An 11402-nucleotide genomic window follows, 5' to 3' on the forward strand; every position below is an offset into this window, starting at 1 on the left:
ATATTATCTACTACTAGATAGATAGGCAAGGAGAATTTAGAGAAATTGCTATGCTCGAACTCGAGCAATCGCTCTAAAGTGTTCGTAATTGCATGAATACAAAGGAGAAACGGCGTTGCTCACGAGAAATGAGCAACGCCGTCTGGCACTACGCGAATGTGATGTTTTAGCGCTTGCCGATAGTAAAAGTGATCTCACCGATACCTTCGACACCACCGCTGACGACGTCGCCGGGGTTCAGAGCGCCGACGCCTGCCGGCGTGCCGGTGAAGATCAGATCACCCGGTTCCAGAGCAACGGCTTCCGAGATATAGGCAATCACGTCGGCAACGGGCCAGATCAGTTCGGTCAGGTCGCCTTCCTGGCGCGTTTCGCCATTGACCTTGAGCCAGATCGCGCCCTTGGACGGATGGCCAATGCTGGATGCGGCATGCAGCGGACCGCACGGGCCTGACGCATCGAAGGCCTTCGACCAGTCCCACGGGCGGCTCATCTTCTTGGCGACGTCCTGCAGATCACGGCGCGTCATGTCCACGCCCACGGCGTAGCCCCACACCAGGTCGAGTGCCTGCGCCGGGCTGACGTTCGTGCCGCCCTTGCCGATCGCGACAACAAGCTCGATCTCGTGGTGGAGGTTCTCCGTCAACGGCGGATACGGCACCGTGCCTTCAGCAGCCACGACGGCATCGGCTGGCTTGGTGAAGAAGAACGGCGGTTCGCGATCGGGGTCCTTGCCCATTTCGCGTGCGTGGGCGGCGTAGTTGCGCCCCACGCAGAACACGCGGCGGATAGGGAAACGGGCCTGGCTACCCGCCACGGCTACGCTGGCCTGCGGGGCAGGCTGGATGACGAATTCGGTCATGTCTCGCTGGATTGTCTTGGGATGGGTGAATCGTGTGGGGGTGTTACTTCGCGAATACCTGGCTCATGTCGCCGAACGCCTTGAACTCCAGCGCGTTGCCCGACGGGTCCAGGAAAAACATCGTGGCCTGTTCGCCAACCTGACCCTTGAAGCGCACGTGCGGCTCGATCACGAACCGGGTGCCGGCGGCGCGTAGCTTGTCGGCCAGGGCTTCCCATTCGGTCATCGGCAGGATCGCCCCGAAGTGGCGTACGGGCACGTCATCGCCATCCACGGCGCTGGTAGCGCGGTGGCCGCACTCGTCGGGGGACAGGTGCGCCACCACCTGATGGCCGTAGAAGTTGAAATCGATCCAGGCGTCGGAACTGCGGCCTTCCGGGCAGCCAAGCAGTTCACCATAGAAGTGGCGAGCAGCCGCAAGGTCGTGCACGGGAAAGGCAAGGTGGAACAAGGGAATGGCGTTCATGGTGGGGCGTTATCTCCATGGATGCGTGAAGGCGTCGTTGATTGTAATCAGCAGAACTCGTAATATGAAACGAATCATTTTTTGACTGAGCATCGAAAATTTCGATGCTTGAATCCCGCCTTGCTCCGCTATTTCAAGACCTTTCTCGTTGCCGCCGAAACCGGTTCGTTCTCGTCCGCCGGCGCGCGGCTCGGGCTGACGCAGTCGGCCGTCAGCACCCAGATCCGCCGGCTGGAAGAAGATCTCGGCTGCACGTTGTTTGATCGATCGGGCAAATCGGTGACCCTGAGCGAGGAAGGCCGGCAGATGCTGGCGGACGCCTCGCGCATCGTTGCGCTCTACGAGTCGATGAAGGGCGCGCGACTGCAGCGCGATACGGCGCCGCTGGATCTGGGGGCGGTATCGACTGTTCAGGCCAGTCTGTTGCCGCGTGCCATGCAACGTTTTCGCGTCGCGTTTCCTGACACCCACGTCAATATCGTGCCGGGCATGTCGACGCAGTTGCTGACGCAGGTCGATGCCCGAGAGCTGGATATTGCGGTGCTGGTCAAGCCGCGGCTCGGCATTCCACCCGAACTGAAGTGGGTGCCGCTGGTGAAGGAGCGCTTCGTGGCGGTGGCGCCGAAGGGGGCGCCGGCCGACCTGAAGACGCTGCTGTCGACAGTCCCGTTTATCCGATACAACCGCCACTCGACCGGCGGGCAACTCGTGGACCGCTATCTCAAACGGCACCGCCTTTGGGTACGCGAGGGCATGGAGTTGGACGAGCCTGCAGTCATCCTGCAGATGGTTGGCGAGGGGCTCGGTTGCGCGATCATTCCTTGCGAGCTTGTGCCGCTGGCGCAGACCCCGAATGTCGAGCAGGTGCCGATGCCGGGTATGCCGATGTATCGGGAGATCGGCGTGCTGGTCCGGCAATCGGCGTTGAAGCGTGCCAGCGCGGCAGCGCTGATCGATGCGTTCGTGGCGGCCTGCCACGAACGCTAGTGTTGCCTTCCGGCGCGCTCAGGCGCCAGCCGCTTGCGGCGTGACGCCATCTGCCCGAGGGGCCGGGCGCCGTACCATCAATGCGAGCAGTCCGGCGACGATACATGCGGCACCGGCCACGTAAAGCGCCGGCGAGTAGGTCAGCCAGGCCGTGCGCGACAGTCCCGCACCGAATGCCGCCGTTGCCGCGCCGATCTGATGCGCGGCGAAGATCCAGCCGAATACCATCGCAGCACGTTCTCTCCCGAATGTGGTGCCAGCCAGCTTGATCGTCGGCGGCACCGTGGCCACCCAGTCGAGTCCATAGAACATCGCGAACACCGACAGACCGTAGAGCGTGAACTCCGAGTGCGGCAGCCAGAACAGCGACAACCCACGCAGCACGTAGTACCAGAACAGCAGCTTGCGGTTGTCATAGCGGTCCGACAGCCAGCCCGAGAGGATCGTCCCGACGAAGTCGAACGCGCCCATCATGGCCAGTGCCGATGCGGCAGGTACCGGCGACATCCCGAAATCCGCGCATAGCGCGATGAAGTGCGTCTGGATCAGGCCATTGGTCGATAGCCCGCAGATAAAGAAGGTGCCAGCCAGGATCCAGAACGTTTGTGTGCGCGCCGCGTCGCGCAACACCACGAACGGCCCGCGCCATGTCAGCGGCATGGCCGGTGCCGTGGCGGCGGGCGCCGTGCCGGGCAATTCCCCGAACGGCACCAGGCCGACGTCGGCGGGGCGATTGCGCATGAAGGCGAACACGAGGAGCGCCAGCGTGCCGCAGGCAAACAGCACCGGCAGCACGGCAAAGCGCCAGCCCATGTGTTCGATCAGCCAGGCGGCCGCCGGCAGGAATGCAAGCTGGCCGGTGGCGGAGCTGGCGGTCAACATGCCGATCACCAGCCCGCGCCGCGCCGTGAACCAGCGGTTGGCGACGAGCGCGGCAAGCACCATCGCCGTCATGCCCGACCCGATACCGAGCATCAGCCCCCACGCGATGAACAACTGCCAAAGCTGCGTCGATACCGTGGCCAGCGCCATGGCCCCGGCAATCAACGCCAGCGCCACGCAGACCACGTTGCGGACGCCGAAGCGATCCATCAGCAGCGCCGAGAACGGCGCCATCAAACCAAACAGCGCAAACCGCACCGCGAGGATCGACGAGACCTGATCCGTGCTCCAGCCCATCTCGCTGGTCAGCGGCTTGAGAAAGGCGCCGGGCAGGCCGAGCGCGGCGGCAGTGGTGAGCATCACGCTGAACGTGATGGCTGCGACGATCCACGCATAGTGGATGCCACGCCGGTCGAGCCGGTTCGATAGGGCTTGTGCAAACATGGGTCTCCCCTGGGGGCAATGAGAATGGGTGCGGCCTGCGGTCAGGCGTCTGTGGGTTCGTGGCTGGCCAGCAGGCGGTCTCGGGCTGCGGCGAGGATGTCGTCGGAAAGGGCGTCGCCGCGCGTTGCACGCGCGATGGTGATGGCGCCGACCAGTGTGGCGAGATCGACCAGTGCCGAGTCGCTGGCGGCATCGTCGCCATCCGGCGCGGTGGACTGCCAGATGTCGATCAGTGACTTGAGGCCGTGCAGATACGCATCGTGTACAGGCTTGTCGCTGGCCTCGCGTGCCACGTCGCCGGCGAGCGCCGAGGCGGCGCATCCCCGGCCTGCTGCATCCCGATGGGTTGTGCTCAGGTATTGCACGACCAGATTCCGGCGTGCCGCTTTCCGGTCACCTTGCGCCTGATCGATGCGTTGCCGCCAGCGTGTCGCCGACTCCTCGAACGCCAAGGCGCAGGCCCGGGCGACCAGCGCGTCCCGGGAAGGGAAGTGGCCGTAGAACCCGCCATGGGTGAGCCCGGCATCGGCCATGACCTGCGCGACCGACACGCCATGCAACCCATGTTCCCGGAACAGCCGGGCCGATGCCGCTTCAATGGCTGCCTTGTGCTGCTCTGCAACCGCTCGTGATGCGCGCGCCATATAACGATCTCCTTCATTCCCGATCGTGAATCCTTGCTTGACGCGAGTTTAGATGATGAACATACTTTATTCAATAGATGTTGAGCGTCATTCAAATTGCGAAATCGACATCTACCTAACCTGATCAGTGACGGGAGTTCCACTCATGTACAAGCTCTTCGATATGTCCGGCCGCGTCGCGGTCGTCACGGGGTCCACCAAGGGGATGGGTCTGGAAATGGCGCGAGCACTCGGCGCATCCGGGGCCCGGGTGGTGGTGTCTGGGCGCGACGCGGCGGTCAGCGAAAAAGTTGCCGCCGAACTGAAGTCGGAGGGCATCGACGCCACTGGCCTCGCCTGCGACATCGCCGATACCGCCAGCGTGCGGGCCTTTGCCGACCGGGTGCTGGAGACGTTCGGCCGCGTGGACGCGTTAATCCTGAATGCTGCGGGCAGTGGTGTGGCCGGTTCAATCCTGGAGCAGGGGCCTGAGGACTTCGACGCGGTGATGGCGGGCAACGTGCGCGGCAATCTCGTGCTCGTCAATGCACTGGCGCCGCAGATGATTTCCCGCAACGATGGCTCGATCATCTTCATGTCGAGCATCGCGGCACGTCGGGGATCCGCGCTGTTGCCGCTGTACAGCATCTCGAAGGGGGCCGTCGATCTGGCGATGCGCAGCCTCGCTCATACGCTCGGACCGCACAACATCAATGTGAACAGCATCAATCCGGGTCCGGTCCGCACCGATTTTTCGCGTGATGCGCTATGGGGCAACCCCGACCGCGAGAAGGCGTTGTCTGCTTCCATCCCGATGCGGCGCATTGCCGAGGCGCACGACGTGGCGGGGTTGGCCGTGCTGCTGGCATCGCCCGCGGGACGCTATATCTCCGGGCAGACGATCGGGCTCGACGGCGGCGCTACGGCCTGATCCAGGTAGCGGGCACTGTGTCCGCACTTGGCGCATTTAGCGCATTTGGCGTCAGGCCCGGGTCAGTGCCACGCCACCGGCGAGACGCTCCGACACGGCGCGGCGGACACCTTCGGGCGCGTCCTCCAGAATGCGTGGCCAATCGGCTTGAGCCTGACGCACGGTTTCCCTCGCGATCGACAGCAGGCGCGAGCGCCTGAGCAGGCCGGCGGAGCGCACCATGGCGTCGAGGTCGTCGAACGTATAGGCGCGCAGGGTCTTGTCGATCGCGCGATTGATGCCGTAGTCCGTCACGGGAACGTCGTCGAAAAACGCCGTCACGCATACGGGGTCGTAGAGCGGCGAGAGGACAGGCGCCCGGCCGTCCGGATAGCGGACTGCCCAATTTTTCAGATGGGCGTCGGTGTTGCCCATCAACAGGAATGCAACGAAACGCTTGATGAACTCCTGGACGTCGGGTGCGGGGCGCGCCGACAGTCGATCGAGGACGCGAAGCATATTGCCGTAGTCGAGCGCGAGCGCGCGACCGTACTTGTTCCGCGGTGCGTACCCGAGAATCTGCGCGAACTCCTCCATGTGCACGCGATGCCCGCCAGGGGCGCGATCGAAGCGCTTGACGGCCAGAATGCGCTGGAAGGGCACCTGCTCGGGTAGCTCGGCTTCCTCGCGCGAGATGACTGTTGCCTCTGCGCAATCGAGCCCTAGGGCCCGGCATAGCTGGTAACCCGTGAATTCGTTCTCGACCAGATCGGGATGGCGCGTCGATGGCAGTTTGAGGATGAAGTCACCAGCTTCGCCGTGGCGCTTGACCACGTAACGCCGGCCCTGCTGGATGGCCGAGAATTTCGTGACCACGCCGGGGATGGCCGCGGCGTCTTCCACCGGGTCTTCGACGAAGCCGGGTTCCAGCACATCGAGCCCTAGGGCGGTGTGCCAGTTGCGCACGATCTGGGGCACGCCTTCGGCAGGCGGAACGGGTTCGACTTCCACGGCGCCCGGCAAGTCGCGACCGGCCGCCGCCAGCAGTTCGAACTCGTCTTCCGTGCTGCAACCGCGCTCGCTGGCCAGGCGCTCGCGATTGTGGCCCTCCGGCAGGAGGTTCTGGAAGAACACCGGCCAGTGACCATCCGTGCGGACCACTCGGACGTCCCGTAGCGCCGTGAGGATCGCCCGCGTAGCCGCCTCTGTCTCGCCGACGTATCCGAGCGACAACGTGGGGCGATTCTCGTCCTCGATGTAATCACGGTCGAAAGAGATCCGGAGGATGTCGCCATACTGGGACAGGTAGCCGATGCCACGGCGCCCGGTAGCCGTATAGAGAAACAGGCGCAGGTAGCGGATCGACGTGGTCATTTCGCGATCAGGGTGTCGACGACCGACGGCGGGGCATCGCCGCCCGGAGGTTGGGCGAGATACTTGCCACCGGCGCGGACGAAATTCTCGAGATCTGGCCGTAGCACCGTCGGCACAAGCATGACGTCCATGCCCAGGGCGCGTGCCATTTCGACGACGGTGGATAGCCTGGGATCGATCTCATGGCTTTCCGTGCGCTGAACGGTCATCCGCGACAGGCCTGCCCGTGACGCGAGTTCCTGTTGGCTGACGCCGGCGGCACGACGGGCTGATTCTAGTTCGCTCTGTAAGGCTGTGCTCATTATACTACTCATTTATGCGTAAATGCATAGAAAGAGTAGCAAGTTGTCGCGCGTTCTTCAAGGTGAGATGAGTAGCTTAATGATCATTTCGGTCAAAATGATCATTAATAGATCGTTGCACCCAAGATTCTGAGCAAGATCAGAGTTGACCTTGTGGGGTGGTGGCCGCAGGCGGCTGCTTATCGCGTGTCGAGCTGTACGAGAAGTACTTGGCCTTCGCGCCCTTGGCCCAGTAGGCCACGACGAGCGCCTTGCCATCGCGGGCGTAGAGCATTTCGATGCCGCCGTTTGCCGCCGCCCATTCCGCATAGCCATTCTCGGCATTGGCATCGGTCTTGCGTTTGGACTCATACCGCGCATCGAGTTGCCGGACGACATCGTCCATTGCCGACCGGTCAAAGTTCAAGGTGACGAGCGCCACCGTGTCATGCTGGTCGCAGTTGACCGTCGCCTTGGTCAGGCCTGGCAGCTTGAATCGTTCCAGATTCCGGATTTCGATGGTGTCGCCGCCAGCCCAGGGCGAGGTGCCGGTCTTGGTGCGATTGGGGCCCGACGGCATACGCGCGCACGTCGTTTTTCCCAGTTCGACGCCGAGCGGCGCGGCAGTATTGAGGGTTTCAGCGTGGGTTACCGCGCTGGTTAGCAGGGCGGCGCAGAACAAGGCAAACGTCTTCATCGAGTAGCTGTGGCTTCTGAATTTGATTGGTCAGCCACGATTTTACGGCCAGCTGCTGCGTGCGCTTGAGATATCAGTGTGGATGGCTGTGCCCATGCTGCTTGGCATGAGCGTGCCCACTGGCGGGGCCAAGCAGGTCCGTGCTGCAGCTTGGCGACGCTTCGTCATGCGTGTGCGGCTCCAGCGCGCCCGGCACGCGTCGGCTGGACAGGCCGTCGGCACGCAGCCAGGCCACCGTTGCCTCGGCCGCACGCTCGATCAGTTCGCCGCAGCGAGTGTAGTCATAAGGCGAGATATCTAGCGGGCAAAGCGGTGGCACCACCGCGATCTGGGCCCGCTCCGACCAGCGTTCCAGGTCATACACGAGCTGCCGCGCCACTAGCAGCGACAGGGCATTGAAGGCGTGCTCGACGGCCCCGCGTGGCGGCCTGCGTTCGGCGCAGGCAAAGCCGGCTGGCAGCACGATGATGCGGGTTGCGCCCAGCCGGATGGCGGTGGATACAGGGGTATTGTTGGCGACGCCACCGTCGATCAGCTTGCGGCCACCGACTTCCACCGGCGGAAAGACACCGGGAATGGCGGCGCTGGCCAGCACTGCATCGACGATGTTGCCCGCGGAGAGCACGACTTCGGCACCTGTCTGCATGTCCGTGGCGACCACATAAAGCGGTACGGCGGACTCTTCAAGCCTGGCCGCGCCAAAGTTGCGATTGAGCAGGCGCCGCAAGCCGAAGGATTCCACGAGGTGTCCCCGGTTGCCAGCGATCATCCCGAACATGCTGCGCCACGACCATGGCAAGACTTCCGCCCTGGTGATGCTCCGCCACAGCGATTCCAGCCGGGCGGTACCTTCGGCATGGGGGTTGCATGCAAAGTAGGCCCCGTTGATCGCGCCCGCAGATGCGCCGATGACAAGGTCCGGTGCCACACCCCATTTCACCAGTTCCCGCAGCATGCCGACCTCGATGGCGCCCAGGCTGCCACCGCCGGCGAATACGAATGCAGTCTTTTCCATGGATATCGGTATGAAAGGCGGGGCGCCCGTCAATGTTGTCGCGTGATGGTCGTGAGGACAGCATAGGCCACTTCCGGGCAGTCCCAAAGGGAAGGGATGGCACCGGCAATTATGCGACTAGTTCGGTCAATTGCGCGGACGGTGCGATTCGCCAAACCTCGGCAAGGGCACTCAGAATGGCATCGCGTGCGCAGGGCGTTTCGCGCGTGAACAGCAAGGCAAGGCGACCCGGCAGGCCGACAGCCGTGAGCGCATCATCGCATCCGTCTGCGCCCAGGCGTTCAACCAGCTCATGCAGATTGAAATGTGCAATTAACGGCCTAGAAAGGCTTCCGGCAGCCTTTAAGTTGGCCAGCAGATAAGGGGGCGGAGCAAGATGTGCAAACATTGCGGTCGTCTGAATGACTTCCTCGCCAAGCACATGCTGTCCAGCCAATACGTCAGCCGCGTAACCTTGCTTCGGGACAAGGTTCCGGGCTTCGATCGCTATCCGTTCTCGTTGCCAGCCGTGCGCGAGTTGGAGACGCTCGATTTGCACCCTGGCGTGACGTTCCTTGTTGGAGAAAACGGTTCCGGAAAGTCGACGCTGCTGGAAGGCATTGCGGTGGCGCTCGGCTTCAATGCCGAAGGCGGCAGTCGCAACTTCAGTTTCGCGACGCGCGCGTCGCATTCCGATCTTCACGAGTACCTGCGCATCGCGAGAGGCGTCCGCCGGCCGCGCACGGGCTATTTCCTGCGCGCGGAGAGCTTCTACAACGTTGCAACGGAGATTGAACGGCTTGATGCGGAACCCGGGCTAGGCGCGCCGGTGATCAACTCGTATGGTGGCCACTCATTGCATGAGCAGTCACATGGGGAGGCTTTCCTGACGCTGCTGACCGAGCGCTTCCAGGGGAAGGGGCTCTATATCCTCGACGAGCCGGAGGCTGCGCTATCGCCGGCAAGGCAGTTGGCGGTGATTTCGCGGCTGCACGACTTGGTGCGGGAAGGATCGCAGTTCGTGATCGCCACGCACTCGCCCATCCTGATGGCTTATCCCGATGCATGCATCTACCAGTGCTCGGCGCGCGGCATCGAGCCAATCGCCTATCAGGACACGGAGCACTACCAGATCACGCGTGACTTTCTGGTCGACCCGGAGCGGATGCTCCGGGTGTTGATGGAAGACTGAAGGGCAAGGCCTTGGCTTAGGCCGCCAGCGCTTCGTTGGCGGCCTTGCCAAGCTGTCCCTGCGGCTGCATGGTGCCTTGCTCGCGGTAGTTGATGTGCCAGGCGAACGCTTCCTCGAGCAGATGAGGCGTCTGGCCACCACGGAGGCAGGCGCGGCGGAAGTAGTCGAGCAGTCCGTCGCGGTAGGCGGGGTCGGCGCAGTTGTTGATGACCTGCAGCGCTCGCTCGCGCGGTGCCAGTCCGCGCAGGTCGGCCAGTCCGTGTTCGGTAACGAGGATGTCGACGTCGTGCTCGCTGTTGTCGACGTGCGAGACCATCGGCACGATGCTGGAGATCTTGCCGTCCTTGGCCACCGATTTGGTGACGAACACCGACAGGTACGCATTGCGCGCGAAATCGCCCGAGCCGCCGATACCGTTCATCATGTGCGTGCCGCCAACGTGCGTCGAGTTCACGTTGCCATAGATGTCGCACTCGAGCGCGGTGTTGATCGTGATCAGGCCCAGGCGGCGCAGAATTTCGGGGTGGTTGCTGATCTCTTGCGGGCGCAGGATCAGACGCGATTTGTAGCGCTCGATATCATCGAGCACGCGGCGATACACGGGTGCCGACAGCGTCATCGACGATGCCGAGGCAAAGCGCAGCTTGCCTGCGTCGATCAGCGCGATCGTGCTGTCCTGCAGGACTTCCGAGTACATGGTCAGATCATGGAACGGCGAGTCGGCCAGCCCGTGCAGTACGGCGTTGGCGATCGTGCCAATACCGGCCTGCAGCGGCTGCAGCGACGTCGAGAGCCGTCCGGCGCGCACTTCACGATCGAGCAGCGCATTCAGGTGTCCGGCGATCTGGCGCGTTTCGCCATCGGGCGGCAGCGCGTTCGACGGGCTGTCGTCGCGCTGGGTGATCACGATCGCGGCGATGCGCGACGGATCGACGGGGATGTACGGCAGGCCGATGCGTTGCTCGACGGCGATCAATGGAATTGGCTGGCGATACGGGCGTTGTACCGGGAACGCGATGTCATGCAGCCCCTCCAGCCCGGTCGGCATGTTCAGGTTCAGTTCGACGATCACCTTCTTCGCCATCATCGCGAAGCTGGCGGAGTTGCCGACCGACGTGGTGGGCACGATGCCACCCGTCTCGGTGATAGCCGTGGCTTCGATAACCGCGATATCGACGGGTGCGATCTGGCCGCTGCGTAGCTGCTCGACGGTTTCACCCAGATGCTGGTCGATGAACATCACCTCGCCGTCGTTGATCTTGCGGCGCAGCGTGGAGTCGGACTGGAAAGGCAGGCGGCGGGCAAGCACATTGCTCTCCGCCAGGATCTTGTCGGTGTCGTTACCGAGAGATGCGCCCGTGATCAGCGTGATCTGTAGCGGATCGGTGGCAGCGCGGCGCGCCAGCGCCACCGGTACGGCCTTGCAGTCGCCTGCGCGGGTGAACCCGCTCATCCCTACCGTCATGCCATCCTGAATCAGTGCTGCAGCTTGATCGGCCGACATGATCCTGTTCTGCAGGTCTGCCAGGCGAATGCGATCGCGGTACATCTCGTCTCCTTGCTTGCTTGGGGGCTGTCTGGTTCTCCGCCAGCGGACCTTGTGAATCGCGGCGGACGTTGCGTGTCAACAGGCGCGCAGCACAGTGTAGCTACCGCTTAATATTCTCACCATGATTTAAATCACTGGTAT

At 63.2% G+C, this 11402-nt stretch carries 12 protein-coding genes and 1 pseudogene; 3 read left to right on the forward strand and 10 right to left on the reverse strand.

Annotated elements, in window-relative coordinates:
• Positions 1-166: 166 nt before the first annotated feature.
• Together B2246_RS26400 and B2246_RS26405 are read right to left on the reverse strand one after the other, a co-directional pair.
• Entirely contained in the window at positions 167-862 is a 696-nt protein-coding gene (locus B2246_RS26400) for a fumarylacetoacetate hydrolase family protein (RefSeq protein WP_286881302.1), read from the reverse strand.
• A gap of 43 nt (positions 863-905) precedes the next feature.
• Positions 906-1328 carry a VOC family protein gene (locus B2246_RS26405; protein WP_008645798.1) on the reverse strand — a complete coding sequence of 141 codons (423 nt, stop codon included), beginning with the start codon at positions 1326-1328 and terminating at the stop codon, positions 906-908.
• A gap of 120 nt (positions 1329-1448) precedes the next feature.
• Between B2246_RS26405 and B2246_RS26410 the strand changes: the two genes are divergently transcribed.
• A complete protein-coding gene (locus B2246_RS26410) occupies positions 1449-2315 on the forward strand; it encodes a LysR family transcriptional regulator (RefSeq protein WP_017513109.1) in 867 nt (288 codons plus the stop codon).
• An 18-nt stretch (positions 2316-2333) separates the two neighbouring features.
• Here the strand turns inward: B2246_RS26410 and B2246_RS26415 are convergent, their stop codons facing one another.
• Both B2246_RS26415 and B2246_RS26420 read right to left on the reverse strand, forming a co-directional pair.
• Complete coding sequence (locus B2246_RS26415) at positions 2334-3641, reverse strand: MFS transporter (RefSeq protein WP_035883792.1); 1308 nt, start codon at positions 3639-3641, stop codon at positions 2334-2336.
• 41 nt (positions 3642-3682) lie between these two features.
• The gene (locus tag B2246_RS26420) at positions 3683-4285 is read right to left on the reverse strand and encodes a TetR/AcrR family transcriptional regulator (RefSeq protein WP_286881300.1); all 603 of its coding nucleotides are present in this window, start codon (positions 4283-4285) and stop codon (positions 3683-3685) included.
• Positions 4286-4430: 145 nt separating this feature from the next.
• On the opposite strand from B2246_RS26420, the gene B2246_RS26425 reads away from it, so the two are divergent.
• Positions 4431-5195, forward strand: a complete 765-nt coding sequence (locus tag B2246_RS26425) for an SDR family NAD(P)-dependent oxidoreductase (RefSeq protein ID WP_286881298.1) — start codon at positions 4431-4433, stop codon at positions 5193-5195.
• 51 nt (positions 5196-5246) lie between these two features.
• On the opposite strand, the gene B2246_RS26430 is transcribed toward B2246_RS26425, so the two are convergent.
• From B2246_RS26430 to B2246_RS26450, 5 genes and pseudogenes are all read right to left on the reverse strand, one after another.
• The gene (locus B2246_RS26430) at positions 5247-6548 is read right to left on the reverse strand and encodes a type II toxin-antitoxin system HipA family toxin (protein ID WP_035883790.1); all 1302 of its coding nucleotides are present in this window, start codon (positions 6546-6548) and stop codon (positions 5247-5249) included.
• The gene (locus B2246_RS26435) at positions 6545-6850 is read right to left on the reverse strand and encodes a helix-turn-helix transcriptional regulator (RefSeq protein ID WP_035883788.1); all 306 of its coding nucleotides are present in this window, start codon (positions 6848-6850) and stop codon (positions 6545-6547) included. Before B2246_RS26435 ends, B2246_RS26430 begins: the two co-directional genes overlap by 4 nt.
• 139 nt (positions 6851-6989) lie before the next feature.
• Positions 6990-7526 carry a hypothetical protein gene (locus B2246_RS26440; protein ID WP_008645789.1) on the reverse strand — a complete coding sequence of 179 codons (537 nt, stop codon included), beginning with the start codon at positions 7524-7526 and terminating at the stop codon, positions 6990-6992.
• A 73-nt stretch (positions 7527-7599) separates the two neighbouring features.
• Positions 7600-8541 carry a patatin-like phospholipase family protein gene (locus tag B2246_RS26445; RefSeq protein WP_008645787.1) on the reverse strand — a complete coding sequence of 314 codons (942 nt, stop codon included), beginning with the start codon at positions 8539-8541 and terminating at the stop codon, positions 7600-7602.
• A 121-nt stretch (positions 8542-8662) separates the two neighbouring features.
• Positions 8663-8854: pseudogene (locus B2246_RS26450) on the reverse strand (DNA-binding protein); the annotation flags it as partial.
• A gap of 108 nt (positions 8855-8962) precedes the next feature.
• Here B2246_RS26450 and B2246_RS26455 point away from each other — a divergent pair.
• Positions 8963-9712: an AAA family ATPase gene (locus tag B2246_RS26455; protein WP_008645782.1), complete on the forward strand. Its 750-nt coding sequence runs from the start codon at positions 8963-8965 to the stop codon at positions 9710-9712.
• A gap of 16 nt (positions 9713-9728) precedes the next feature.
• On the opposite strand, the gene B2246_RS26460 is transcribed toward B2246_RS26455, so the two are convergent.
• On the reverse strand, positions 9729-11261 hold the full coding sequence (locus B2246_RS26460; RefSeq protein WP_008645781.1) for an acetyl-CoA hydrolase/transferase family protein: 1533 nt from the start codon (positions 11259-11261) through the stop codon (positions 9729-9731).
• Between the last annotated feature and the right edge of the window lie 141 nt (positions 11262-11402).

Origin of the sequence: Cupriavidus sp. UBA2010 (assembly GCF_002335265.1) — a bacterium.
GTDB classification, from domain to species: Bacteria; Pseudomonadota; Gammaproteobacteria; order Burkholderiales; family Burkholderiaceae; genus Cupriavidus; species Cupriavidus metallidurans.

Bases quoted from the DNA above. Each gene is read 5' to 3' on its own strand.
- B2246_RS26415 (WP_035883792.1), bottom strand. From the start codon at position 3,641: ATGTTTGCACAAGCCCTATCGAACCGGCTCGACCGGCGTGGCATCCAC.
- B2246_RS26400 (WP_286881302.1), bottom strand. From the start codon at position 862: ATGACCGAATTCGTCATCCAGCCTGCCCCGCAGGCCAGCGTAGCCGTG.
- B2246_RS26460 (WP_008645781.1), bottom strand. From the start codon at position 11,261: ATGTACCGCGATCGCATTCGCCTGGCAGACCTGCAGAACAGGATCATG.
- B2246_RS26430 (WP_035883790.1), bottom strand. From the start codon at position 6,548: ATGACCACGTCGATCCGCTACCTGCGCCTGTTTCTCTATACGGCTACC.
- B2246_RS26405 (WP_008645798.1), bottom strand. From the start codon at position 1,328: ATGAACGCCATTCCCTTGTTCCACCTTGCCTTTCCCGTGCACGACCTT.
- B2246_RS26420 (WP_286881300.1), bottom strand. From the start codon at position 4,285: ATGGCGCGCGCATCACGAGCGGTTGCAGAGCAGCACAAGGCAGCCATT.
- B2246_RS26440 (WP_008645789.1), bottom strand. From the start codon at position 7,526: ATGAAGACGTTTGCCTTGTTCTGCGCCGCCCTGCTAACCAGCGCGGTA.
- B2246_RS26445 (WP_008645787.1), bottom strand. From the start codon at position 8,541: ATGGAAAAGACTGCATTCGTATTCGCCGGCGGTGGCAGCCTGGGCGCC.
- B2246_RS26425 (WP_286881298.1), top strand. From the start codon at position 4,431: ATGTACAAGCTCTTCGATATGTCCGGCCGCGTCGCGGTCGTCACGGGG.
- B2246_RS26455 (WP_008645782.1), top strand. From the start codon at position 8,963: ATGCTGTCCAGCCAATACGTCAGCCGCGTAACCTTGCTTCGGGACAAG.
- B2246_RS26435 (WP_035883788.1), bottom strand. From the start codon at position 6,850: ATGAGCACAGCCTTACAGAGCGAACTAGAATCAGCCCGTCGTGCCGCC.